The following is a 25509-nucleotide window of genomic DNA, read 5'->3' as shown; positions in this document are numbered from 1 at the left end:
TTCACAAACCTTTGCGGTTAAATATTTTTACCCATCTCACAAAAAGCGTTATTTTTGTTACAACTGTTAAACATAAATTATGAAAAAAACATTTCTTATAATGGCTATCACAACCGCAGGAATTTCATTTGGACAGAATAAGATTCAATATCCTGAAACTAAAAAAGGAGAAACTGTTGACGTTTATTTTGATACAAAAGTAAGCGATCCTTATCGTTGGCTTGAAGACGATAAATCAGCCGAAACCGGAGCTTGGGTAAAAGCGCAAAATGAGGTTACTTATGGCTATTTGGACAAAATTCCTTTCCGTGATGAATTAAAAAAACGCATGGAAAAACTTTGGAACTACGAAAAAATTGGCGCTCCAACTACAGAAGGAAAATTTGCTTATTACTCAAAAAATAACGGACTTCAGAATCAATCTGTTGTTTACAGAAAAGGACAAGATGGTAAAGAGGAAGTTTTCTTAGATCCAAATACTTTTTCTAAAGACGGAACTACTTCGCTTGGCGGATTAGATTTTTCTAAAGATGGATCAAAAGCTGCTTATGCAATTTCTGAAGGTGGAAGCGATTGGAGAAAAGTAATCATTATCGATGCAATATCTAAGAAAGTTTTGGAAGATACTTTGGTTGATGTAAAATTTAGCGGTATTTCATGGCATGGAAATGAAGGTTTCTATTATTCTAGTTATGAGAAACCAAAAGGAAGCGAATTGTCTGCAAAAACAGATCAGCATAAATTATATTTTCATAAGTTAGGAACTTCTCAAAAAGAAGATAAAGTTGTTTTTGGTGCAGATCAAAAACGCAGATATGTTGGCGGTTCTGTTACTGATGATGATCGTTTTTTAGTAATTACTGCAGCAAATTCGACTTACGGAAACGAGTTATATATTAAAGATTTAACTGTTGCCAATAGTCCAATTATTACTATTGTAGACAACTTTAATACTTCAAATTCTATTATTGAAAATGATGGTAATAAATTGTTTATCGAAACAGATTTAAACGCACCAAACAGCCGCGTTGTTTCTGTTGATGTAAAAAATCCGAAACCTGAAAACTGGAAAGATTTTATTCCAGAAACTCAAAACATCTTAGCGCCTTCAACTGGTGGCGGTTATTTCTTTGCTAATTATACTAAAGATGCAGTTTCGTTTGTACAACAATACGATTATAACGGAAAATTAATTCGTGAAATCAAACTTCCGGCGGTAGGAACTGCAGGTGGATTTCATGGAAAAAAACACGATAAAACATTATACTACAGCTTTACAAACTATACAACTCCAGGAACGATTTATTCTCTGGAACCAAAATCAGGTAAATCTGAAGTGTATCAAAAACCTAAAGTTGATTTCAAAAGTGAAGAGTACGAATCTAAACAAGTTTTCTATACTTCAAAAGACGGAACTAAAATCCCGATGATTATCACGTATAAAAAAGGAACAAAATTAGATGGTAAAAATCCAACTATTCTTTATGGTTACGGTGGATTCAACATTAGCTTAACGCCAAGTTTTAGCATTGCAAATGCAGTTTGGTTAGAAAATGGCGGTATTTATGCTGTTGCCAATTTAAGAGGTGGTGGTGAATATGGTAAAAAATGGCACGATGCAGGAACTAAATTGCAAAAACAAAATGTATTTGACGATTTTATCGCTGCAGGTGAATATTTGATTGCTCAAAAATATACTTCTTCAGATTTCTTAGCAATTCGCGGAGGTTCTAACGGTGGTTTATTAGTTGGTGCAACAATGACTCAACGTCCTGATCTTATGAAAGTAGCGTTGCCAGCAGTTGGTGTAATGGATATGTTGCGTTACCATACTTTTACTGCGGGTGCAGGATGGGCTTACGATTATGGAACTTCTCAGGATAGCAAAGAAATGTTTGAATACATTAAAGGTTATTCTCCAGTTCAAAATGTTAAAAAAGGTGTTCAATATCCTGCAACTATGGTTACAACTGGTGATCATGATGATCGTGTTGTTCCTGCGCATAGTTTTAAATTTGCTGCTGAATTACAAGACAAACAAACAGGTAATAATCCGGTTTTGATTCGTATCGATGTAAAAGCGGGTCACGGAGCTGGAAAATCTGTTGCGGCGACAATTCAGGAAAATGTAGATATTCAAGCATTCACGCTTTATAATATGGGATTTAAGGCTTTATCGAAAAAGTAAACTTTAGTCTATAGTTTTTAGAGCCACGAATTTCACGAATTATTTTGTGAGTTCGTGGCTTTATTTTTTATCTAATATTTACTCTCGCAGATTTTCCAGATTAAGCAGATTTTTTACGCATGGAATCTGCGTAATCTGCAAAATCTGCGAGAAAATAATGTGTGAGTTCGTGGCTTTTTTGTTGTAGCTGAAGAATTTTACCGCAAAGCACGCAAAGATTTTGTATCAGCTTGGCTTTGTAAAAACACAAAGTTCGCAAAGCTTTGTATTGAACCAGCTTTGCGAACTTTGCGGTAAAATTAAATCCTCCAAAATCTGCGTGAAAATAATTCGCGTAATTCATGACAAACTTTTTAAATTTGAATTAACTAAAAAACCAGAAAAATGAAAATTGTAAAATGGGGAATTATTGGCTGTGGTAATGTAACTGAAGTAAAAAGCGGACCAGCATTTCAGAAAACACCAAACTCAGCTTTGGTTGCTGTTATGCGAAGAGATGCGGCTCTTGCCGAAGATTATGCCAAACGCCACAATGTTCCTAAATGGTACTCAAATGCTGTTGATTTAATCAATGATCCTGAAGTTGATGCTGTTTATATTGCTACTCCTCCATCGTCTCATAAAGAATATACTATTTTGTGTGCCAAAGCAGGAAAACCCGTTTACGTTGAGAAACCAATGGCATTAAACTTTGAAGAATGCAACGAAATGATTAGTGCTTGCAAAGAACATAACGTTCCTTTGTTTGTGGCTTATTACAGAAGACGTTTACCGAGATTTTTAAAAATAAAAGAACTTATCGATCAAAACAAAATTGGCAAAATCAGACACGTAAATTGTATTTTATATCATCCGTTTGAAGCTCGTTACGATGACGATATTAATTTGCCTTGGACGGTTTTGCCGCATATTTCCGGTGGTGGAATTTTTGTCGATTTGGCTTGTCATACTTTAGATTTTCTTGATTATGCTTTAGGTCCGATAAAGTCTGTTCGCGGACATGCGAGTCAACAACTTCTTGCTTATCCTGCCGAAGATTCTGTTTCTATGTCTTTTTTATTCGAAAATGGAATTCATGGAACTGGTTTATGGAATTTTGCCAGTTTTGAGCGTTATGATAATACTGATATCGTTGGCGATAAAGGAAAAATCTCTTTCTCTACTTTCGGAAATGATCCAATTCATATTCAATATACAAATGGCGAGAAAGAAAGTATTACAATCGAAAATCCGCTTCATATTCAACAGCCTTTTATAGAAACTGTTGTTGAAGAACTTTTAGGCAATGAAGGTGTTTCTCCTTCAAAAGGAACTTCGGCCGCCAGAACAACCTGGGTTATTGATGAAGTTTTAAAGGAGTTTAGGAATTCGAAATAATTGTTGATTGTGAATTGCCTACTATCTTATAAACCCGACAGGTTTTTAAAACCTGTCGGGTTTGGCGTAATTAAACGAAAAAGTTTTTATCAAAATGATTATCATAGCCCCGATAGAAGTGGAAATCCTTTTGTGGCGGTCCCGATAGCTATCGGGAGGCACAAAAGATTGTAACGGATTGCTTCGCCAGTTCGCACTTTCAGGCTCGGGTGCGGGATTAGCTCCTGAAAAATATTTTAGAAATTGGGATGGCAAATATTATGGTTACGTCGCGTTCAAGGGATTAAAATCCCTTGCTACAAAATAATTCGTTCCTCCGGAACTCTATATAAAGAGCCTTCGGCTCGATTTATATTGTAGGGATGGATTTTAATCCATTCTACACAATTGATTCGACAAAGATTGATAAACATTCTTTGCGGAGTTTCTTTTGTGATTTTTTCCTTGCGTTAGAAATGACAAAAAAAAAGAGGATATTCATTTGAATATCCTCTTTTTTATAAAGTATAAATCTCTTTAGAATTATAGGCTGTATTTAAGACCTAAAGTCAAACCTAAACCTGAAATACCAACGTAAGTACTAACATCGTCAGTAGCTTTAGTATTATCAAATCCAGCTGCATTAGTTACTTTACTATTTGATGTAGAATTGATTGTCTCTACATATTTAGTGTGACTTGCAGAATATGATGCATCAGGACGGAAAGTAGTTGGAGTATTTAATTTATCTACACCATTTTCAGTATATATTTCAGTTTCTTTAGTTTTTCCGTGTACAGTAAAGTTACGGTATTCTAATTCTGCGAAAGCTGAAATGTGTTTTCCTAATTTATAAGATGTACCGATAGAAGCCATAAATCCAAGTGATGGATTTGGTTTAACAACGTCTTTTGAATAAGCATTTGTTGAAGCAACTTGCGCACCATTTACAAAAGTTGTGTATTGTCTGTCTGTTTTAATGTCTAATGTACCGTGAATTGGAACGATAACTCCAACTTTAGTATATGGTTCAAAACCATGAGCTTCTCCTAAAAACATTACAAGTGCCGGAGCTAAATCAAAAGCTTTGATTTCTCCTTCTGCAGTAAAACTTAAGTAAGTTGCTGCTGGGCTTGATGCTGGATTATAAGAAATAAGTCTATCTGTAGTCTGTGCCATTGTTTTAGAATTACTAACGTAGTAATTTGCAGCCATCTCAACTCCTAAACGTGGAGAAAAACGGTAACCAGCAGTAATTCCACTTCTAAAACCTTGTCCAAAAGAACCTGTAATTCCTTCTCTAGATACCAATTTATTATTTGCTAATGTACCTGCATAAACATCTCTGTTTGGCAATTGACCACCAACAACAGGAAATTCAGTCGAAGCAGTTTGATTGAAATAAGATCCACCAACTTTAAAATACCAGCTTTCTGGTTTGTCTGCTTTTTCTGTTTGCGCCATTGTGGCCATAGAGCAAACTAATAATCCTAATAAAAATAGGTTCTTTTTCATAATTCTGATTTAATTAATTTTTACAAACATAGAATATTTTAACATATGTCTAAAGTTTGCTTTGTTAGACTTGGAACGAAATCGTTGTAATTTTACGCAATATTACTAAAAAAGTATTATGCATGCATATTTTTAACTAAAAAAAAATGTATTCTGCTAAATTTTAACTGTTAAAATTTAATTTAGCTTAAAATTGATCTGCATTTTCTCCAATTCCTGTAATAGTTCAGCAGAAATCTTAATTTTTAACCTACGGCTTGGCATTGATAATTTGGTTACAACTTTTATTTCTTCAACTTCATTTACTTCTTTGGTCTTAGTATCTTCAAGTGATGCATCACTATCTTCATTTTCGTCTGCAAAAACAGCATCTTCGGTTTCTTCAAACTCATTTGTTGTTTCGACCTCAACGAGACGTTTTATTCTCTCTAATTCCATGATTTCAAAAGTCACTGAATTATCTCCTTTATTCTGATTAAACAAATCACTTAACTTGTGAATAAACTCTGTCTGTAAATCTTTTATATTCAATAATAAAATTAGCTTTTTAGCAAAAGCTTCTAAGATATCCTGCAATTGTCTAACCTCAACAAACTGCATTCTAGGATCAGATTTTTTACCTGTATCATGATTTACCCAACCGTCTTTTATTAATATTTTTATGAAAGCAAAATTATTCTGAATCAGGAAATGGCGGAATTTTAAGTATTCTTCACCAAAAATCTTAAACTCGTAACTTTCGTCGTATCCTTCTAAATTAAATACTGCCCAGCCTTTTCCGTTTTTTGCCACACGATGCTGTACGTTATTTATGATTCCGGCAAAATTTAGATTTTTACCTACATATTCGTTCATACTTTTCAACCATTCCAATCGGGAATTACAGAAGTATTTCATCTCAAATCTAAAATCGTCCAAAGGATGTCCGGAAATATAAATCCCAACAACTTCTTTTTCTTTGGCTAGTTTTTCCATTGTGCTCCAATCTTCGCATGGAGGCACAACAGGTTCTGCAATTTGCACTTCGCTTGCTTCTCCAAATAAACTTACCTGAGATGAGTTTTCGTTTTCCTGAAACTTCGATCCGTAACGCATCGCTTTTTCATAAAATGTAATTCCGTCACCATCATCATGAAAATATTGTGCTCTGGTTGTTCCTTCAAATGAATCAAAACCTCCCGCAAGCGCTAAGTTTTCAATTGCTTTTTTATTGGCTGCACGCAAATCAATACGTTTTGCCAAGTCAAAAATCGATTTATATTTACCGTCTTTTCTGTTTTCTACAATAGTTGCAACAGCTCCGGAACCTACTCCTTTAATCGCTCCCATACCAAAACGTACCGCATATTCATCATTTACGGTAAATTTATAGTATGATTCGTTTACGTCTGGACCTAAAACCTGCAATCCCATTCGCTTACATTCTTCCATGAAAAATGATACTTGTTTAATATCATTCATGTTATTCGAAAGTACCGCTGCCATATATTCGGCAGGATAATGCGCTTTTAAATAAGCGGTTTGGTACGCAATCCAGGCATAACAAGTCGAGTGCGATTTGTTGAAGGCGTAACTCGCAAATGCTTCCCAGTCTTTCCAGATTTTCTCTAAAACTTTTGCATCATGACCTTTTTTCGCCGCTTGTTCTACGAACTTCGGCTTCATTTTGTCTAGTACGTCTTTTTGTTTCTTACCCATCGCCTTACGCAAAACGTCGGCCTCACCTTTTGTAAAGTCAGCCAGCGATTGCGACAAAAGCATTACCTGCTCTTGGTAAACGGTAATTCCGTAGGTTTCTCCTAAATATTCTTCACAGGCATCTAAATCGTATTTGATTTCTTCTTCGCCATTTTTTCTTCTTACGAAAGATGGAATATACTCCAAAGGTCCCGGACGATATAGTGCATTCATGGCAATTAAATCTCCAAAAACCGTTGGCTTCAGATCCTTCATGTATTTCTGCATTCCGGGTGACTCGTATTGGAAGATTCCAACCGTTTCTCCTCTCTGGAAAAGTGCATAAGTTTCAACATCATCAATTGGAAATGTATCCGGATCCAAATCAATTCCGTTTCTATATTTTACCAGTTTAACGGTATCTTTAATTAAGGTAAGGGTCTTCAGACCCAAGAAGTCCATCTTCAGCAATCCTGCACTTTCTGCAACCGAGTTATCAAACTGTGTTACATATAAATCAGAATCTTTTGCTGTGGTAACGGGAACGAAATTCGTAATATCCGATGGCGTAATAATTACACCACAGGCGTGAATTCCGGTATTTCGCATCGATCCTTCAAGAATTTTTGCCTGTTGAATTGTTTCTCCAGCCAAATCATCTTCATTGGCAATAGCGATCAATTCTTTTACATTATCATATTCATCTGATCGAAGGGCTTTTTTAACTTCATCTTCGCTTTCAGAAATAAAACGCGCCAAATTCCATTTTGATGGCATCATTGCCGGAATCAGTTTTGCAATTCTATCGGCTTCAAATAATGGTAAATCCAGTACACGAGCCGTATCACGAATCGCAGATTTGGTTGCCATTTTACCATAAGTAATAATTTGCGCAACCTGATTTTGACCGTATTTATTAATTACATAATCCATAACACGACCACGACCCTCGTCATCAAAATCGATATCAATATCGGGCATGGATACACGGTCAGGATTTAGGAAACGCTCAAAAAGCAAATCGTACTTAATAGGGTCAATATTGGTAATTCCTAAACAATATGCTACGGCAGATCCCGCAGCAGATCCACGGCCTGGTCCAACCGAAACGTCCATATTTCTGGCTTCGGCGATGAAATCCTGAACGATCAAAAAGTAACCCGGATATCCTGAATTGGAAATCGTTAATAACTCAAAATCCAGACGTTCCTGAATAGATTCTGTAATTTCTCCGTATCGTTTTTTTGCACCAACCATTGTAAGGTGTCGCAAATATTTATTCTCTCCACGAACTCCGCCATCAGCTTCATCTTCGACAACTACAAACTCTTCTGGAATATCAAACTTAGGAAGCAATACATCACGATAAAGTGAGTAAGTTTCGACTTTGTCTATAATTTCCTGAATATTAATAATCGAATCAGGCAAATCAGCAAAGAGTTTTTTCATCTCTTCACCAGTCTTATAATAGTATTCCTGATTTGGTAATCCGTAACGATAACCTCGACCACGACCAATTGGCGTCGCTTGTTTTTCACCATCTTTTACACACAATAAAATGTCGTGTGCGTTGGCATCTTCTTTATTTAAATAATAGGTGTTATTTGTTGCAATTAATTTGACATCATGTTTTTTAGAAAACTCAATCAGGGTTTTATTTACACGATTTTCATCTTCCTGATTATGTCGCATAATCTCGAGATAAAAATCATCGCCAAATTGTTCTTTCCACCAAATCAAAGCTTCTTCGGCTTGGTTTTCACCGATGTTCAGAATTTTACTCGGAATTTCTCCGTATAAATTTCCGGACAAAACCATGATATCTTCTTTGTATTTTTCAACAATCGCACGGTCAATCCTCGGAACATAATAAAATCCGTTTGTAAAAGCAATCGAAGACATTTTTGCCAGATTGTGATAACCATTTTTGTTTTTGGCTAATAATACAACCTGATTTCCGTTGTCTTTTTTACTTTTATCTAAGTGATTGTCGCAGACATTAAATTCGCAACCTACGATTGGTTTTATTTCGGTTTCTGTTGGTTCTTCACCAGCTTCAACCAAAGCTTTATTTTTTCCCGATGCTGCTTTATTGTGATTCATAACGGCGCTCACAAAGTGAAAAGCTCCCATCATGTTTCCTGTATCCGTCATTGCAACGGCAGGCATTCCGTTTTTGGCTGTAGCCGCAACAATATTACCAATACCTATAGTCGATTGTAAAACCGAAAATTGAGTATGATTGTGTAAATGCGCGTATTTTGCTTCTTTAAAATCTTCTCTGTCAGAATGTGAAACTGTAGGTTCTTGCCCAACAGATTCTAAAGCTTTTAACTGCTCTCTGATTTTATCAGAAGCTTTTTTAAGATTGATATGTTTTAAACCAATTAACGGAAATTCCTGTGGATTTCTAGTTTGGAAATCTTTAAAATAATCCTTCGGAACATCCAGTTCTTCTTTGGTAAAAACTTCTCTTCTAATTAACTCCAGAAAACAACGCGTAGTTGCCTCAACGTCGGCAGTTGCGTTGTGCGCTTCTGCGAAAGGTTTATTAAAAAGATATTCGTGTAATTCTGTTAATGTTGGTAATTTAAATTTACCTCCACGACCTCCCGGAAGTTTCAATAATGAAGCCGTAACTTCTGTACATGTATCCAAAACCGGCATTGAACTCATAGCAGAATCTACACCCATTCTATGAAATTCGGCTCCCATAATATTGACGTCGAAACCTAAATTCTGACCTACAATAAATTTCGTTTTACTTAATGCAATATTAAATTTCTCCAAAACTTCGGCCAAAGTGATTCCATCGGCTTCAGCCAATTCTGTAGAAATCCCGTGAATACGTTCTGCATCATACGGAATATTAAATCCGTCAGGCTTAACCAAATAATCCTGATGTTCGATAAGTTGCCCCATTTCGTCATGAAGCTGCCAGGCGATCTGAATACAGCGAGGCCAGTTATCAGAATCAGTAATTGGAGCGTCCCAACGTTTTGGTAATCCAGTAGTTTCGGTATCGAATATTAAATACATAAGTTTAAAAAGGCAAAATTAAGTTCCAAATTCCAATCTTTCCAAATATAAATCTCTGATTATATGGATTATAAAAATTGCTTTATGGAAAATGGAGGAAGTTCAAATTTACGCTTTTTTTTCGCTTAAGAAAATAAAGAATTGCACAAAAAGCATTAATCAAAATCATTATTAGAAACTGTTAAAAAGCGATAAAAATGATAAAATTTCGATTATTTGAAGTTAAAAACTTTGATTATTCATTTTGGATACTCATTGTACCAAAATGAACACTTTTAAACTCCACTCTATCCAGAACTTTGCCCTATCAATTTAAAACAAATTATTATGAAAACTATTTTTATCACAGGCGCTTCATCAGGTTTAGGAAAAGCTACAGCAAAATTATTTCAACAAAAAGGATGGAATGTTATCGCAACAATGAGAAATCCTGAAAAAGAAACTGAACTTTCTAATTTAAACAACGTAACTCTTTTACCATTAGATGTTACGAATTTTGACCAGATACAAAGCACCGTTAAAAAAGCATTGGAATTAAGCGACATTGATATCGTTTTTAATAATGCAGGTTACGGTTTGATTGGTCCTTTGGAAAGCTTTAATGACGATCAAATTACAAAACAATTAAACACAAATTTATTAGGCGTAATTCGTGTTACCAATGCTTTTATTCCGTATTTCAGAGAAAGAAAAAGCGGCTTATTTATCTCCACAACTTCTATTGGCGGATTGATATCTTTTCCTTTAGGATCTGTATATCATGCAACAAAATGGGGATTAGAAGGCTGGAGCGAAAGTATGGCTTATGAATTAAATCCTTTTGGAATCAATATTAAAACGGTTTCTCCGGGCGGTATTAAAACAGAATTTCTTCATGGTTCTCTTGACACTGGAGTTAAACCTGAATATGAAGCAATGGCAAATAAAATGTTTGAAAATGTAGATGTAATGTTTGAAATGGCATCAACACCTGAACAAATTGCAGATGTTGTTTACGAAGCTGCAACAGACGGAAAAACCCAACTGAGATATGTGGCGGGAGAAGACGCAAAAGCACTTTACAAACAAAGACAAGAACAAGGTGACGAAGTTTTTCGTGCTGCATTTGGCAAACAATTTTTAGGAGCATAATTTATTACTGATACCGCTCAGGTTTTGATAAGCTGTGCGGTATTCGTTTTTGAATTTTTTATACATTTATATCATGGAAAAGAAAAATAATAATCCGGCAAAAATTTCCTCTATATCGCAATTTCATAGTTTATTGAAGCTTCCTAAACCGCTTCATCCTATGATAAGTTTAGTCGATAACACGCAACTTGTCATAAATGCTGATTTAACAAATACTTCTTTTTTACTCGATTTTTACAAGATATCTTATAAGTTTTCGACTAACGGAAAAATGGGCTACGGCCAAGGTTATTATGATTTTAATGAAGGCGGATTAATGTTTGCTTCGCCTAATCAATTGATTTTTACAGATAGCGAAGAAGGAATCGAATATCACGGTTATACGCTGCTTTTTCATCCGGATTTTATTAGAAATTATCCTTTAGGGAAAAACATCAAAAAATACGGCTTCTTTTCTTATGATACTAATGAAGCGCTTCATCTTTCTGATAGCGAAAAAACAACCATTATAGGATTATTAACCAGCATTGACAAAGAGCTTCATACCGCAATAGACGAAATGAGTCAGGATGTTATCGTTTCATATATTGATGTTTTGCTTAATTATAGTAATCGTTTTTATAAACGTCAATTCATTACCAGAAAAACAATCAGTCACGATTTATTACTTAAAGTAGAAGATACTCTGGATAATTATCTCAATAATGCCGAAACTCTAAAAAGAGGATTACCAACTGTAGATTTTCTTGCTTCACAAATCAACGTTTCTACACATTATCTCAGCGACATGCTCCGAAATTTAACCGGACAAAATGCGCAACAACACATTCATTCGAAACTTATCGAAAAATCAAAAGACTTTCTGATTTCTACTAATCTTTCTGTGGCAGAAATAGCGTATCAATTGGGTTTTGAATATCCGCAATCATTTAGCAAACTCTTCAAAAAGAAAACCAACTTAACACCTTTAGAGTTTAAAAACTCATTGAATTAGTCTTTAAAATTATCTTCTTTAACAGATCCCTTTTTACATTAAAAATCATAAATTTTCATAAAAATACACTTCTTGGATGTCGTAGTATTTTAATGAATTTTAGAATATTTAAAAACTTCAAAAATTGGCATTTAAAGCCATTAGAATTCAAAAAAACAGAACCTTTAAAACAAATCAAACCTAACAATTATTACTATTTTAACTCATTTTGTTACATTTTTTTGAATAAAAACTTATATTTTCTATTGATTTTGAGATAAATTTGCCAACTATTAAAATTAAAGCAATCAACTCAAAATTAACCAAAAAAGAAAAAGCAAAACCAATTTATATTCATTCTACAACCAAATCTCATTGCAAAAAAGTCAATCGCAATTTGTATTTAAGTTTGGGTATCGTATATAATGAAATATTCAAATTGACGCCCTTACATCTTTTTCTAATTTTGTTTTCCTATTATAATAAGCAGGAATTGCTGTGGTTATAGAATTACAATTAAAAAAAATAAAAAATGAGTAAGACATTATTTGACAAAGTATGGGATTCACATGTAGTGCGTAAAATTGAAGATGGACCAGATGTGTTTTTTATTGACCGCCATTTCATTCATGAAGTTACGAGTCCTGTTGCTTTTCTAGGATTAAAAGCCAGAGGCGTTAAGGTTTTATACCCGGAGCGTACTTTTGCAACTGCAGATCACAATACACCAACCATAAACCAACATTTACCAGTTGAAGATGCACTATCTGCAAATCAGCTTAAAGCGCTTGAAGATAATGCTGCCGAATACGGAATTTCGCACTGGGGTTTAGGTCACATTAAAAATGGAATTGTACATGTAGTTGGTCCTGAAAACGGAATTACTTTGCCAGGTGCTACTATTGTTTGTGGAGATTCTCACACGTCTACTCACGGTGCTTTTGGAGCGATTGCTTTTGGTATCGGAACTTCTGAGGTTGAAATGGTGCTTTCTACTCAATGTATTATGCAGCCAAAACCAAAGAAAATGCGTATCAACGTAAACGGTCAATTAAGTAAAGGTGTTGGTCCAAAAGACGTTGCACTTTATATTATTGCTCAATTAACTACTTCTGGAGGAACAGGTTATTTTGTTGAATACGCCGGAGATGTTTTCGAAAACATGACTATGGAAGGTCGTATGACTGTTTGTAATCTAAGTATCGAAATGGGGGCTCGTGGTGGTATGATCGCTCCTGACCAAACTACTTTTGATTTCCTTGAAGGAAGATTATTTACCCCTAAAGGTGAAGCATGGACAAAAGCTGTTGAATATTGGAAAACTCTTAAAACTGATGCTGATGCTGTTTTTGATGCCGAATTAAATATCAAAGCTTCAGACATTGAACCAATGATTACTTACGGTACTAACCCTGGAATGGGAATTGGTATCTCAAAACATATTCCGAACGCTAATCAAGTTGAAGGCGGTGAGGAAACTTATAAAAAATCGTTAGCTTATATGGGCTTCCAGGAAGATGATGTGATGATTGGAAAACCAATTGATTACGTTTTCTTAGGAAGTTGTACAAACGGACGTATTGAAGATTTTAGGGCTTTCGCCGAAATTGTAAAAGGAAGAAAAAAAGCAGATAATGTTACCGCTTGGTTAGTTCCGGGTTCTCACGTTGTTGAAGCTCAGATTAAAGAAGAAGGTATTCTAGATATTCTTACCGAAGCTGGTTTTGTATTACGTCAGCCGGGTTGTTCAGCGTGTTTAGCAATGAACGATGATAAAGTTCCAGCAGGAAAATATGCGGTAAGTACTTCAAATAGAAACTTTGAAGGTCGTCAAGGTCCTGGTTCAAGAACATTATTAGCAAGTCCAATTATGGCTGCCGCTGCTGCTGTTACCGGAAAACTAACAGATCCTAGAGAGCTTTTTTAAAGCGCTTTAAGCTTTAGGCTCTAAGCCTTAAGCAAAAAAAACAATACGAATAAACGCTGTACAAAAAGCTTAAAGCATAAAGCCTATAGCTTAAAGCAAAAAAAACAGCCTAAAGCAAAAGAAAAAATGGCATACGATAAATTTAATATACTTACTAGTAGTGCTGTGCCACTACCAATTGAGAACGTAGATACAGATCAAATCATCCCGGCTCGTTTCCTGAAAGCTACAAAGCGTGAAGGTTTTGGAGATAATCTTTTCAGAGACTGGAGATATAACGGAGACGATTCTCCAAAAGCTGATTTCGTTTTGAACGATTCAACTTATAGCGGTAAAATCCTTGTTGGAGGAAAAAACTTCGGTTCAGGATCTTCAAGAGAACACGCTGCATGGGCAGTTTACGATTACGGCTTTCGTGCTGTAGTTTCGAGTTTCTTTGCGGACATCTTCAAAGGAAACTGTTTAAATATTGGAGTTTTACCAGTTCAGGTTAGCCCAGAATTTGCAGACACAATTTTTAAAGCAATCGAAGCTGATCCAAAAACGGAATTAGAAATCAACTTGCCAAACCAAACAATTACTTTATTGTCAACTGGTCAATCAGAATCTTTTGCCATTAACGGATACAAAAAGAACAACATGATTAATGGCTTTGATGACATTGATTATTTACAAAATATTAAAGAAGATATTGTGGCTTTCGCCGATAAACTTCCGTATTAATAAAATCTCGTTCGATCTATTAGACCCGACAGGTTTTTGAAACTTGCCGGGTCTTTCTAAATTAAATGAGAAAAAATAGAACGCGGATGAAACAGATTTGCTATCGCAAAAACGCTGAAAAAAACTGATTTTATTTTTTAGCTAAAGTAAAAATCCGCGAAAATCTGCGTCTTCGCAAAGCGAATCCGTAAAATCTCCGTTAAAATTAAAGTATGGATATATCAATATTATCCAACCCATTAGAAATATGAATATCAATATGGAAAAAAGAAAAATTGAAATAATGGACACGACGCTCCGTGATGGTGAACAAACCTCGGGAGTATCATTTTCTGCTGCAGAAAAACTAACCATTGCGCAATTATTGTTGGAGGAATTAAATATTGATAGAATCGAAATTGCTTCGGCTCGCGTAAGCGAAGGAGAATTTCAAGCCGTAAAAGGCATTACATCCTGGGCAGAAGAACGAGGATATATTAACAGAATAGAAGTACTTTCGTTTGTAGACGGAGGAGTTTCTATTGAATGGATGAAAAAAGCGGGTGCCAAAGTACAGAATTTGTTGACCAAAGGCTCAATGAATCACCTGACGCATCAACTTAAAAAAACTCCGGAACAACACTTTTCTGAAATAGGAGAAATCATCGCTTTAGCGAAAGAAAATAATATTGAAACCAATGTTTATCTGGAAGATTGGAGCAATGGAATGCGAAATTCACAAGAATACGTTTTTCAGTTTCTTGATTTTTTAGCAACTCAACCTGTTAAAAGAATTTTATTACCTGATACTTTAGGCGTTTTAATTCCGTCTCAGGCTTTTGAATTTATTTCGAAAATTAGAATCAGATATCCACAAATTCATTTTGATTTTCATGCACATAACGATTACGATTTGAGTGTTGCAAATGTTATGGAAGCTATAAAAGCAGGCATAAACGGACTTCACGTTACCGTAAACGGAATGGGAGAACGCGCCGGAAATGCGCCGCTTGAAAGCACTGTTGCTGTAATAAACGATTATTTACCAGAAGTAAGCATCAATATAAAAGAGACTTCTCTTTATACCGTAAGTAAATTAGTTGAGACTTTTACAGGTTATAGAATTCCTGCCAATAAACCAATTGTTGGTGATAATGTTTTCACACAAACTGCCGGAATTCATGCTGACGGTGACAATAAAAACAATTTATACTTTAATGATTTACTTCCGGAACGCTTCGGTAGAAAACGAAAATATGCTTTAGGAAAAACTTCAGGCAAAGCCAATATCGAAAAAAACCTTCAGGAATTAGGTTTAAAATTAAATCAGGAAGATTTGAAATTGGTAACCCAAAGAATTATCGAATTAGGTGACAAAAAAGAAACTGTTACCAAAGAAGATCTTCCGTACATTATTTCAGATGTTCTGGACAGTCATACTTACCAAGAAAAAATCACCATACAGTCTTACGTGTTAATGCATTCGAAAGGGACACGTCCATCATCAACATTAAGTCTAAATCTTGACGGAGAAATCATCGAAGAACACGCACAAGGCGATGGTCAGTTTGATGCTTTTATGAATGCTTTATCTAAAATTTATAAAAGCAAAAAACTAACACTTCCAAAATTGATCGATTACGCAGTCAGAATTCCTCCCGGAAGTAGTTCTGATGCTTTATGCGAAACGATCATAACCTGGACAAACAACGGAAAAGAATTTAAAACAAGAGGATTAGATTCTGATCAAACAGTTGCAGCGATTATTGCAACTCAAAAAATGCTTAATGTAGTAGCGTAAGGCACTAAGGTGCTAAGACTCTAAGTTGCTAAGATTTTTTCTTTGAGCTTAGAGTCTTAGTATTTCAAAGCCTTTAAAAAATAAAACTAAGCCGACAAGACTAAAAACCTTAGAATCTTAGCAACTTAAAATCTTAGAACCTTTTTAAAAAATAAAAAATGAAATTTAACATAGCCCTTTTAGCAGGAGACGGAATTGGTCCTGAGGTAATAAATGAAGCCGTAAAAGTATCTGATGCTATTGCAAAAAAATTCAATCACGAAATAACCTGGACACCGGCTCTTACAGGAGCTTGTGCAATTGATGCTGTTGGAGTTCCTTATCCTGATGAAACGCATGAAATTTGTATGGCTGCCGATGCTGTTTTATTCGGAGCAATTGGTCACCCAAAATACGATAACGATCCAAGTGCGCCAGTTCGTCCGGAGCAAGGATTATTATTGATGCGTAAAAAATTAGGATTATTTGCAAACGTACGCCCTACTTTTACTTTCCCTTCTTTGATTGATAATTCTCCTTTAAAAAGAGAAAGAATCGAAGGAACTGACTTAGTTTTCTTAAGAGAATTAACAGGTGGAATTTACTTTGGAGAAAAAGGAAGAAGAGACGACGGAGAAACTGCTTTCGACAATTGCGTTTATACAAGAGCAGAAGTTCAGCGTTTGGCTAAAAAAGGTTTTGAACTTGCAATGACACGTAGCAAAAAATTATGTTGCGTTGATAAAGCTAATGTTCTTGAAACTTCTCGTTTATGGAGAGAAACTGTTCAGGCAATGGAAAAAGATTATCCTGAAGTTACCGTTTCATACGAATTTGTTGATGCTGTAGCAATGCGTTTAGTTCAATGGCCAAACTCTTATGATGTATTAATCACTGAGAATTTATTCGGAGATATTTTAACAGATGAAGCTTCAGTAATTTCAGGTTCAATGGGATTAATGCCTTCTGCTTCTGTTGGAGAACACACTTCATTATACGAACCAATTCACGGATCTTACCCACAAGCAACCGGATTAAATATTGCTAATCCTTTGGCTACTATTTTATCTGCCGCAATGATGTTTGAAGATGCTTTTGGATTAAAAGATGAAGCCGAAGCTATCAGAGCGGTTGTAAACAAATCATTAGAACAAGGAATTGTTACCGAAGATTTAGCTCCAAAAGAATCTAAAGCATACAAAACCAGCGAAGTTGGAGACTGGCTTGTAGCGAATCTATAAAAAAATTGTTTCAGGTTTCAAGTTTCAGGTTGTTGGAACTTGAAACAAAACAAACTTGAAACTTGAAACAAATTTTACTGCATAAAAAAAGGGATCAACATAAGTTGATCCCTTTTATATATTTAGAAAAAAATATTAATATCCTCCTCTGTTACCACCACGGTCATTTCCACCACGGTTGTTTCCTCCACCATAACCTCCGCGTGAATCTCCACCACGGCTGTTATTGTTGAAGCTTCTTCTTTCACCTTCAGGTTTCGGTTCAGATTTATTAACTACAATTGCACGACCTTGAACAGTAGCTCCGTTCAATTCATCAATTGCTTTTTGAGCTTCCGCATCGTTTGGCATCTCTACGAAACCAAAACCTTTGCTTCTTCCAGTAAATTTATCTGTAATGATTTTAACTGAATCTACTGCTCCGTAAGCCTCGAAAGACTCTCTTAAATCTGCTTCCTCAATACTGAATGGAAGGCTTCCAACAAAAATGTTCATATGTACTTATTTATAATAATGTAGCAAATGTAGTCTTATTTTTCTCTAATCTACTATATATTAGTTTATTTATGTTTTTATTTTGATTTAAAAAATCAAATTGCAACAAAACTAATCTATCGCAAATCAAAAATCCAATCATTAAAAGTTACTTGTCGGAGTATAAGGAATCTTATAAAAAACGCCTTCTGTAAAAGTTACACTTGGATTTTCAAGATCTTTTTCATTTGTATTTGGTGCAGTAAATCTAAATGTTCCGGAAATAGTATTCTTTTGGGCATCAAATTCTGTAATTACAATTTGCCCGCTTCCTTTGTTTGTTCCCGTCGTAAATACTGGTGTACCAGCAGTAAACCTATTTAGGTAAGAAGCCGTTGTTAAATTATCAACTCCTAAAATATAAGTCTTTGGTGTTGGAGAAGGCAGTTTAAGACTTACCGCATCCGCCCCTAATCTACCTTCAATAATTAAATCTCCATTTGTTTTTGAAGAAGCGGTATAATTTTGAGCTCTCCAGAAAACGTTGTTTTTTAAACCCTGAAAGGCCGGAGTATTGAATTTTATATCTTCTGTACAAGATATAAGTAAAAAAGCAGTAATTATTAGGTAATAATATTTTTTCATAAAAAAATAAATTTCACGCAAATGTATTACATTTAAGATAAATAATTTAAAAAAAGGAAAGTCAAAAAGGGTCTATAAATTAGCAAAAATCCATATCAACCATAATTAATAGGCTTTAAAACGTATTATTCACAAAAAAATTATATCTTTGCGCCCTTAATTAACGGAGGTCGAGTACCTCAAAATTTAATCATACGATTATGTCAGTAAAAATTAGATTACAAAGACACGGTAAAAAAGGAAAACCTTTTTACTGGGTTGTAGCTGCAGATGCACGCTCAAAAAGAGATGGTAAATACTTAGAGAAAATCGGTACTTACAATCCAAACACTAACCCAGCAACTATCGACTTAAACCTTGATAGCGCAGTTAAATGGTTACACAATGGTGCACAACCAACTGATACTGCTAGAGCAATTCTTTCTTACAAAGGTGCTTTATTGAAACACCACCTTGATGGAGGTATCCGTAAAGGAGCTTTAACTCAAGAGCAAGCTGATGCTAAATTAGCTGCATGGTTAGAAGCTAAAGCTGGAAAAGTTGATGCTAAAAAAGACGGTTTAACAAAAGCGCAAGCTGATGCTAAAGCTAAAGCTTTTAAAGCAGAACAAGAAGTTAACGCTAAACGTTTAGCTGCTGCAGCTCAAGCTGAAGCTGATGCTATCGCTGCTGCAACTCCTGCAGTTGAAGAAGAAGTTACTGAAGTTGAAGCATCAACTGAAGAAGCTCCTGCTGCTGAAGAGAATAACGAAACAACTGAAGCATAATTATATTTAGCGAGAATGCGTAAAGAAGAATGTTTTTATTTAGGTAAAATCGCTAAAAAATTTAGTTTCAAAGGTGAAGTTCTGGCTTATTTAGACACGGACGAACCTGAGTTATACGAAAATCTGGAATCAGTGTTTGTTGAATGCAACAAACACTTGGTTCCTTTTTTTATTGAAACAAGTTCTTTACATAAAAACGATTTTCTTAGAATTCGTTTTGAAGATGTAAATAATGAGGAAGAAGCCGATGCTCTACTTGGCAACGCGATCTATCTTCCGTTAAGCATGTTGCCAAAACTCTCTGGCAATAAATTTTATTTTCACGAAGTTATCGGTTTTGAAATTGAAGATCAACGTTTAGGCGTTTTTGGAAAAATTGTTGCCGTAAACGATTCAACCGCTCAACCTCTTTTTGAAGTTTTAAATGGCGAAGTCGAAATGCTAATTCCGATGATCGATCATTTTCTTGTAAAAATTGATCGTGAAAACAAAAAAGTTATCATGAATCTGCCTGAAGGATTGGTGGAAATGTACCTTTAAAAAGTTGATCTGTTTAATCGGTCATTTGTTTAACCGAAAATAAAAATTTCACTTTCTTATTAAAGAAAAATCAGCATTCGTTAATCTTAAATTTTAAATCTGATGTTTCAATTCAAACAATTTTCTGTTGCACAAGATAAAACCGCTATGAAAGTAGGAACAGATGGGGTTTTATTAGGTTCTTGGGCTCCGATAAATCACAATCCGTTTAGTGTTTTAGACATTGGTGCAGGAACCGGAATTATTGCTTTGATGCTTGCTCAGCGAACTCATGCTGAACAAATTGATGCTCTGGAAATTGATGAAGATGCTTACGAACAAGCTGTTGGAAATTTTGAAAGTTCACCTTGGGGAGATCGGTTATTTTGCTTTCATGCAGGTTTAGACGAATTTATTGATGAACCAGAAGACGAATACGATCTAATTGTTTCAAATCCTCCTTTTTACTCAGAAGATTATAAAACAGAAAATGAACAACGTGATTTAGCTCGTTTTCAAGATGCAATGCCTTTTGAAGAACTAATTGAAGCTGCCGATTTATTACTTTCTGAACACGGAATATTTGCCGTAATTCTTCCTTTTAAAGAAGAAGAAAACTTCATTGCTTTAGCAAAGGAATCTGAATTATACCCACTAAAAATTACCCGCGTAAAAGGAACTCCAAAGTCTGAAATTAAACGTAGTTTATTGGCTTTTAGCCGAAATGAAAATCCTGAAGTCGAAATCGATGAATTAATTATCGAAATCGACAGACATGTTTATACTCCAGAATACATTGAACTTACAAAAGAGTTTTATTTGAAAATGTAAGTTTTAAAATTCTATCTTCTTATTTTCGATTATAAAATTATTGTTTTTCCAATATTCAACATCTTCAACAAATTTTGGGTCCAATTTTAGAAGATCTATTGGTCTTTTTATTACCGATACTTTTTCTGTAATAATATCCTCCGACATTAAATCATAATCCGAATTCTCAGTGCTTAATAGTTTTTTATTTGACACTGAAAAATAATTACTTTCTACCTTTTCATTACAGTAATTAATAAAATAATGGCCGTTGACATTTTTATATGTTTGAGTCATTTTCAATGACGATTCTATTACAATATCATCATTATCATTTGATCTATTTCTATTTAAAACTACATATTGTTCAAATTTTACAATTGCAAAAGAATCTATTTCAATATAAATAAATCCTATTGCCGATTGTGCTGCAGGATTTCCAAAACCAGTAGAAAAAATAGAAGGTGCCAAATTTGTAAAACTAATTACATACACTTTTTTACCTCCATAAGTTGTTGTTCCTTCTTTCTTTAATTCGAAGTCTTCTGTTTCATATAGCAAATTCTGATTGCTCAACATTATGTTCCTAAAAATCACCACTCCAAAATACCCGATTCCTTTCCAATTTTCAATTGTTTCTGAATCTACTTTCTTTCGAAATTGTAGAATTTCTCCAAAATAATTTGCTGCAGCATCATCCGAAACTTTAATTCCATTTGGACTGTAGGTGTCAATTGATGCTTCTTCATTTACTGTAAAAACACTATCTTTTTTGGTTTGAGCTCTAAAAAAGAATTTCTGATTGAATGACTTTTGATAATAATTCTTTTCAATATTTTCCTTTGCTCTGCTTAAGATTGCCTTTGCAGACAAGGTATTTGATTTCTTTTTAGACGAAACCACAATTGTTTCATTCAACAAAACCTCAGCGTCTTTTTCTTTATTCAATTTAATCTGCAAGGACTCACTTTGCCTGTTTTCAAGTTCTGAAACCATAATGGTGTCTGAAGAATATCCTAAAGCCGAAATAATTAATTTATCATTAAAACTACTTTTAGAAATATTGAATTGAAAATCTCCTTCTGAATTAGCGACTACACTTTTATTGCAATTAAGAAGATAAAGATCAGCATGCGAAATTTTATCGTTTGATTTTGAATCTATAACCTTTCCAGAAATGCTAAAAACATCGTATAAAATTTTAGTTTTTTGAGAATACAAAACAGATTGTACCACGAAAACCATTAAAAGAGTCCATTTTTTGTTTTTTAATGCTAACATTTTTTGAGCTTAAAATCAATTTTTATTTCCCGTTTTTAGCAAAAAGAATTGCGCGATCCAGAATCTCGTCTTTTCCTTGTTGAATACCTAAAATAGTTTGGTTTACTTCAATATCAGGCACGATTCCTATACGTTGAACTTCTGTTTTATCAGGATAAAAAACACCGTAAGTTGTAAACGAAGACCAAATACCTTTTATAATTTCGAATCTGTAATTTGCTCCATCCGTCCCTGCAGTCTGACTGCCAATTATAGTCGTTTTTGGAGCAACTTTTAATGTCATGGCAGTAAATTCAGAATGACTTATCGATTTTTCATTCACTAAAAGAATAACATTTCCTTTATAGTAATCCGGATTAATTTTCCAGCAAGGACTATCTTCTTTTCTCCAAATATAACGTCCCGGAGAACTTAAATCAACATCCATTGATTTTACAAAATCTTTCGGTTCCGGATTTAAATATTCCGCTATAGCAAAATTAGTTCCTTGAGGATAATTACGAATGTCAAAAATTATAGCTTTTGAACTTTTAAACTTTTCCATCATAACCGGAACATCATCTGTAGTTAATACAGCCATATTAACGTATCCAATATTATCGTCTAATAGTTTATATTTCTCGCTATTGTTTTCGTAATTAATTTTCAAATCTTTATAGGCATATCGATTTATTGCTTTTGTGGCTATTTTATCATTTCTTATAAATTCAATTTCGGAAGTATCAGCATTCCCTCCAAAAACCGTCCATTCGATATTGTTTAAGATTGCAGCATAATTTGATCCTTCAATATATTTTTGATTTTCTTTTAAAAGATCAGCAATTGATTTTCCATCAATTTTAGTAATAACATCTCCTATTTTTAAATCGTTTATCATAGATAACGATTCATTTTCAAAACCAACAATAATTGCTTTGTTATCAATAAATTTGACCTTAAAAGGAATAAATTTCCAGCCAAAAATATCGAATAGTTTATTTGCTCCAAACAAAGCGTGAGTATCATTTAGTTTAGCACTAAATTCTTTTAATGACAAATAATAATCAGTTTGAGAAACAGGATTAATTGTTCTGGGCAAAAATTCTATCAAAGTCGAATCCCAGTTTTGATCCATTTGATATTTGTACGGAAAGAAATATTCGACATAATTCCAGAAACGAAACAAAAGCAAAAGACGGAAGTTTTTGTCCTTATCATCGAATTCCGTGTATTCTACTTCATTTCTAAATGCAATTCCTTGTTCAACGTAATATTGTCTCCCCTGAATTTTATTTTGTTCAATAAATTTGAGTTTTTGAGAAAGACTTTTAGAAAAAAAATCTGGATTTTGTGTCCACGAAAGATCAAAGTTTTTATCAAAATAATCAACTTTTTCGTTTGAGATTTCAGCTTTATAAGCTTTAACTTTCCCCAAAGAATTAATCCATTTTTCAATAACATTTGAAAATTCTACATCTGTTTTTGCTTCTTCTATTTTTGGTAATATTTTGAAAAGCTGTTCATCCCAATCAAAATTTCCATTAGCAACATTCGGATGATAATATTTTAGAAAACCCCAAACTTTACAAGTTGCAGCTAATTTTTGGGTTTCAGTTATGGGTTTTGAAAAAGAGTTTTGAAATAATAAAACAAGAATAAGGAGTAAAATTCTCTTCATTAAACAGGTAATTCGGGGTTAATTTATAATTTGGTTTAATTCTAAAATTATATAGAGAGAAAGCAAGCCTTCTCTCTATTAAAAAATACTTTATATACTATTTTTCACAACACCAGCTTCCTGGATATTTTACAGGATAAATACCTCCGCAAGTAGCACTTGGGCTAACACAATTTCCGGTTGCATCTGAATATCTCCAAGCTCCAGCAGTAATGTTTTTCTTCTGCTTGTCAGTTAACTTTTCTACTCCAGTTAAGTTTAAAATCTTTTTTAACATAATTCTAGTTTTTTTGTTAGTTATAACCCAATCAATTAAAGACATTTGAGTCTCCTGTCTAATCTTGCGCAAGAATATTTTTAATGTTTTAAATCTAACCAAAGGATCATTTTTTAAGTAAAAACTTTAAATGATCGACAAATAAAAATCCAATTAAAACTATTCATTACAAACAACAAAAACTAACTATATAGTTAAAAAATAAAAACATTACCTACAAAATTTGTTAATAAAGTAAGTATTTAAAACAAAAACGAATTTTAAACCTGTTCAAAAATGCTCTTGAACTGATACAGAATTCTTTCGATAAGTCTCAAATCTTCGGTTACGATTTCAGCACTTCCTTTCATTTCCTGTTGAAATACAATTTGTTTTTTATAAGAAGTTTGCAATCCGTTTGGAAGTGCAACGTCAAGAAGTATATTTCCGTCTTTGTCCGGAACCAAAGAAATGTTTCTGATTTTCCCTCTAAGAACTCCAAATTCTCTGTCAGGGAAATTCGCCAGTCTGATGTTTACTTTTTGACCAACTTTTATTTTTCCTGAATTCAACGCCGGTGCTTTTACTTTTCCAACAAAACCATTTCTAGCGTCGGGAATTATAGAAAAAACATTATCGCCAACATTTATCGTTTGATTCTCTGTCCAAACCTGCAAAAACGTAACAACACCGCTTACAGATGTTTTTAGCGTATAGGCCATTTCCCAGTCTTTTATCACTTTTTTAAGCTGATAAAATGATTGTGCCATATTGCGTCCCAGATTAACTTCTTCTTTGGTGCTGTTTATCTGCGAACTCTGACTTGATTTTGTATTATCGATCAAAGTGGATTTTAATTGCGAAATCGACGATAACAAGCTTCTATAACTCTTCTGAGCCTGCAAGTAAGTCAGTTTCTTGGCTTCCATTTCCTGTGCCGAAATAATTCCTTTATTGAAAAGGGTTTCAAATCGTGCAATTTCATTTTTCTGAAGCTGTAATTCGCTCTCGTTTATCACTTTTTGCTGTTGCAGAATTTCCAGTCTTTCCTTTATCTGAACTTTCTCTGAAATCTGTGCTCTGTTCTCGACTTCAAAAGGCTGTAAATCTTCATTTAATTGTTCGGCCTGATAATCTTTTTGAAAAACTGCAAATGCGCTTTCTATTTCTCCCAACTGCGCATTTTTGAGCAATGCAAACGGAAATGCTTTTTTTGAATCGTTGACATTGTATTTGTCCACTATGCTTTTTAATAAAAAAACATCTTTATAATTTGCCGTATTTTCGATTATCGCCAATGTGGTATTTTTAGCAACTATGGCTTTATCCTGTACCAAAATAGCTTCGATTCTACCCGATGATTTCGAGACGATTTTCTCCGGTGGAATATTGGTTGTGATTATAATTTCGGTATTTACAACGTCCGGATATTTGATGAACCAGGACACGAAAAACAGCAAAAATATAATGGCAAATATTACAACAGTTCCCCAACGTATCATCCAATGTGGTACTTTGGTGAGAATGTCCTGTACTTCTTCACTTCTTAATTCAAATGTATCTTCTGCCAT

General features: G+C 34.2%; 19 protein-coding genes. 11 read left to right on the top strand and 8 right to left on the bottom strand.

Features of this window, described 5'->3' with window-relative positions; all coding sequences use genetic code 11:
* Nucleotides 1-79: 79 nt before the first annotated feature.
* Entirely contained in the window at nucleotides 80-2188 is a 2109-nt protein-coding gene (locus tag WN975_RS20960; protein ID WP_337968185.1) for a prolyl oligopeptidase family serine peptidase, read from the top strand.
* A 384-nt stretch (nucleotides 2189-2572) separates the two neighbouring features.
* Nucleotides 2573-3565, top strand: a complete 993-nt coding sequence (locus WN975_RS20955; protein ID WP_337968184.1) for a Gfo/Idh/MocA family oxidoreductase — start codon at nucleotides 2573-2575, stop codon at nucleotides 3563-3565.
* A 522-nt stretch (nucleotides 3566-4087) separates the two neighbouring features.
* On the opposite strand, the gene WN975_RS20950 is transcribed toward WN975_RS20955, so the two are convergent.
* Both WN975_RS20950 and dnaE read right to left on the bottom strand, forming a co-directional pair.
* Nucleotides 4088-5059: an outer membrane beta-barrel protein gene (locus WN975_RS20950; protein WP_337968183.1), complete on the bottom strand. Its 972-nt coding sequence runs from the start codon at nucleotides 5057-5059 to the stop codon at nucleotides 4088-4090.
* Nucleotides 5060-5236: 177 nt separating this feature from the next.
* Nucleotides 5237-9775, bottom strand: coding sequence for a DNA polymerase III subunit alpha (dnaE, locus tag WN975_RS20945; RefSeq protein WP_337968182.1), 4539 nt, complete (start codon nucleotides 9773-9775; stop codon nucleotides 5237-5239).
* Nucleotides 9776-10102: 327 nt separating this feature from the next.
* Here dnaE and WN975_RS20940 point away from each other — a divergent pair, with 327 nt between their 5' ends.
* The 6 genes from WN975_RS20940 to leuB all read left to right on the top strand — a co-directional run bounded on the left by WN975_RS20940 (nucleotide 10103) and on the right by leuB (nucleotide 17529).
* Nucleotides 10103-10906 (top strand): SDR family oxidoreductase, encoded by an 804-nt coding sequence (locus WN975_RS20940; RefSeq protein ID WP_337968181.1) that lies wholly within the window; start codon nucleotides 10103-10105, stop codon nucleotides 10904-10906.
* Nucleotides 10907-10979: 73 nt separating this feature from the next.
* A complete protein-coding gene (locus tag WN975_RS20935; RefSeq protein WP_337968180.1) occupies nucleotides 10980-11900 on the top strand; it encodes a helix-turn-helix transcriptional regulator in 921 nt (306 codons plus the stop codon).
* Nucleotides 11901-12411: 511 nt separating this feature from the next.
* Nucleotides 12412-13806 (top strand): 3-isopropylmalate dehydratase large subunit, encoded by a 1395-nt coding sequence (gene leuC, locus WN975_RS20930; RefSeq protein WP_337968179.1) that lies wholly within the window; start codon nucleotides 12412-12414, stop codon nucleotides 13804-13806.
* A 126-nt stretch (nucleotides 13807-13932) separates the two neighbouring features.
* Complete coding sequence (gene leuD / locus WN975_RS20925) at nucleotides 13933-14529, top strand: 3-isopropylmalate dehydratase small subunit (RefSeq protein ID WP_337968178.1); 597 nt, start codon at nucleotides 13933-13935, stop codon at nucleotides 14527-14529.
* A 259-nt stretch (nucleotides 14530-14788) separates the two neighbouring features.
* Nucleotides 14789-16309: an alpha-isopropylmalate synthase regulatory domain-containing protein gene (locus WN975_RS20920; protein ID WP_337968177.1), complete on the top strand. Its 1521-nt coding sequence runs from the start codon at nucleotides 14789-14791 to the stop codon at nucleotides 16307-16309.
* Between the two features lie 158 nt (nucleotides 16310-16467).
* Nucleotides 16468-17529, top strand: a complete 1062-nt coding sequence (gene leuB / locus WN975_RS20915) for a 3-isopropylmalate dehydrogenase (RefSeq protein ID WP_337968176.1) — start codon at nucleotides 16468-16470, stop codon at nucleotides 17527-17529.
* A gap of 135 nt (nucleotides 17530-17664) precedes the next feature.
* On the opposite strand, the gene WN975_RS20910 is transcribed toward leuB, so the two are convergent.
* Both WN975_RS20910 and WN975_RS20905 read right to left on the bottom strand, forming a co-directional pair.
* Nucleotides 17665-18024 carry an RNA-binding protein gene (locus WN975_RS20910; RefSeq protein ID WP_089350002.1) on the bottom strand — a complete coding sequence of 120 codons (360 nt, stop codon included), beginning with the start codon at nucleotides 18022-18024 and terminating at the stop codon, nucleotides 17665-17667.
* Nucleotides 18025-18165: 141 nt separating this feature from the next.
* Nucleotides 18166-18648, bottom strand: coding sequence for a DUF6252 family protein (locus WN975_RS20905; RefSeq protein WP_337968175.1), 483 nt, complete (start codon nucleotides 18646-18648; stop codon nucleotides 18166-18168).
* A gap of 200 nt (nucleotides 18649-18848) precedes the next feature.
* On the opposite strand from WN975_RS20905, the gene WN975_RS20900 reads away from it, so the two are divergent.
* The 3 genes from WN975_RS20900 to WN975_RS20890 all read left to right on the top strand — a co-directional run bounded on the left by WN975_RS20900 (nucleotide 18849) and on the right by WN975_RS20890 (nucleotide 20765).
* The gene (locus WN975_RS20900; RefSeq protein WP_099710391.1) at nucleotides 18849-19415 is read left to right on the top strand and encodes a 30S ribosomal protein S16; all 567 of its coding nucleotides are present in this window, start codon (nucleotides 18849-18851) and stop codon (nucleotides 19413-19415) included.
* 15 nt (nucleotides 19416-19430) lie between these two features.
* Entirely contained in the window at nucleotides 19431-19955 is a 525-nt protein-coding gene (rimM, locus tag WN975_RS20895; RefSeq protein WP_337968174.1) for a ribosome maturation factor RimM, read from the top strand.
* Between the two features lie 102 nt (nucleotides 19956-20057).
* Nucleotides 20058-20765, top strand: a complete 708-nt coding sequence (locus WN975_RS20890; protein WP_337968173.1) for a methyltransferase — start codon at nucleotides 20058-20060, stop codon at nucleotides 20763-20765.
* 3 nt (nucleotides 20766-20768) lie between these two features.
* Here WN975_RS20890 and WN975_RS20885 read toward each other — a convergent pair whose 3' ends face one another.
* The 4 genes from WN975_RS20885 to WN975_RS20870 form a co-directional block, all read right to left on the bottom strand.
* Nucleotides 20769-22025, bottom strand: a complete 1257-nt coding sequence (locus WN975_RS20885) for a carboxypeptidase-like regulatory domain-containing protein (protein WP_337968172.1) — start codon at nucleotides 22023-22025, stop codon at nucleotides 20769-20771.
* A gap of 22 nt (nucleotides 22026-22047) precedes the next feature.
* Complete coding sequence (locus WN975_RS20880) at nucleotides 22048-23682, bottom strand: S41 family peptidase (protein ID WP_337968171.1); 1635 nt, start codon at nucleotides 23680-23682, stop codon at nucleotides 22048-22050.
* 97 nt (nucleotides 23683-23779) lie between these two features.
* Nucleotides 23780-23959, bottom strand: coding sequence for a hypothetical protein (locus WN975_RS20875; RefSeq protein WP_337968170.1), 180 nt, complete (start codon nucleotides 23957-23959; stop codon nucleotides 23780-23782).
* A gap of 260 nt (nucleotides 23960-24219) precedes the next feature.
* Nucleotides 24220-25509, bottom strand: coding sequence for an HlyD family efflux transporter periplasmic adaptor subunit (locus tag WN975_RS20870; RefSeq protein ID WP_337965930.1), 1290 nt, complete (start codon nucleotides 25507-25509; stop codon nucleotides 24220-24222).

The sequence above is a fragment of the uncultured Flavobacterium sp. genome, from assembly GCF_951805225.1.
Classification (GTDB): domain Bacteria; phylum Bacteroidota; class Bacteroidia; order Flavobacteriales; family Flavobacteriaceae; genus Flavobacterium.
This window is presented reverse-complemented; position numbering and strand designations above follow the sequence as displayed.

What these genes read in the sequence shown, in the direction of transcription:
- WN975_RS20910 (WP_089350002.1), bottom strand. Translation starts at nt 18,024, where the DNA reads ATGAACATTTTTGTTGGAAGCCTTCCATTCAGTATTGAGGAAGCAGAT.
- WN975_RS20875 (WP_337968170.1), bottom strand. Translation starts at nt 23,959, where the DNA reads ATGTTAAAAAAGATTTTAAACTTAACTGGAGTAGAAAAGTTAACTGAC.
- WN975_RS20950 (WP_337968183.1), bottom strand. Translation starts at nt 5,059, where the DNA reads ATGAAAAAGAACCTATTTTTATTAGGATTATTAGTTTGCTCTATGGCC.
- WN975_RS20905 (WP_337968175.1), bottom strand. Translation starts at nt 18,648, where the DNA reads ATGAAAAAATATTATTACCTAATAATTACTGCTTTTTTACTTATATCT.
- dnaE (WP_337968182.1), bottom strand. Translation starts at nt 9,775, where the DNA reads ATGTATTTAATATTCGATACCGAAACTACTGGATTACCAAAACGTTGG.
- WN975_RS20960 (WP_337968185.1), top strand. Translation starts at nt 80, where the DNA reads ATGAAAAAAACATTTCTTATAATGGCTATCACAACCGCAGGAATTTCA.
- rimM (WP_337968174.1), top strand. Translation starts at nt 19,431, where the DNA reads ATGCGTAAAGAAGAATGTTTTTATTTAGGTAAAATCGCTAAAAAATTT.
- WN975_RS20885 (WP_337968172.1), bottom strand. Translation starts at nt 22,025, where the DNA reads ATGTTAGCATTAAAAAACAAAAAATGGACTCTTTTAATGGTTTTCGTG.
- WN975_RS20955 (WP_337968184.1), top strand. Translation starts at nt 2,573, where the DNA reads ATGAAAATTGTAAAATGGGGAATTATTGGCTGTGGTAATGTAACTGAA.
- WN975_RS20890 (WP_337968173.1), top strand. Translation starts at nt 20,058, where the DNA reads ATGTTTCAATTCAAACAATTTTCTGTTGCACAAGATAAAACCGCTATG.
- WN975_RS20900 (WP_099710391.1), top strand. Translation starts at nt 18,849, where the DNA reads ATGTCAGTAAAAATTAGATTACAAAGACACGGTAAAAAAGGAAAACCT.
- WN975_RS20940 (WP_337968181.1), top strand. Translation starts at nt 10,103, where the DNA reads ATGAAAACTATTTTTATCACAGGCGCTTCATCAGGTTTAGGAAAAGCT.
- WN975_RS20870 (WP_337965930.1), bottom strand. Translation starts at nt 25,509, where the DNA reads ATGGCAGAAGATACATTTGAATTAAGAAGTGAAGAAGTACAGGACATT.
- leuD (WP_337968178.1), top strand. Translation starts at nt 13,933, where the DNA reads ATGGCATACGATAAATTTAATATACTTACTAGTAGTGCTGTGCCACTA.
- leuC (WP_337968179.1), top strand. Translation starts at nt 12,412, where the DNA reads ATGAGTAAGACATTATTTGACAAAGTATGGGATTCACATGTAGTGCGT.
- WN975_RS20920 (WP_337968177.1), top strand. Translation starts at nt 14,789, where the DNA reads ATGGAAAAAAGAAAAATTGAAATAATGGACACGACGCTCCGTGATGGT.
- WN975_RS20880 (WP_337968171.1), bottom strand. Translation starts at nt 23,682, where the DNA reads ATGAAGAGAATTTTACTCCTTATTCTTGTTTTATTATTTCAAAACTCT.
- leuB (WP_337968176.1), top strand. Translation starts at nt 16,468, where the DNA reads ATGAAATTTAACATAGCCCTTTTAGCAGGAGACGGAATTGGTCCTGAG.
- WN975_RS20935 (WP_337968180.1), top strand. Translation starts at nt 10,980, where the DNA reads ATGGAAAAGAAAAATAATAATCCGGCAAAAATTTCCTCTATATCGCAA.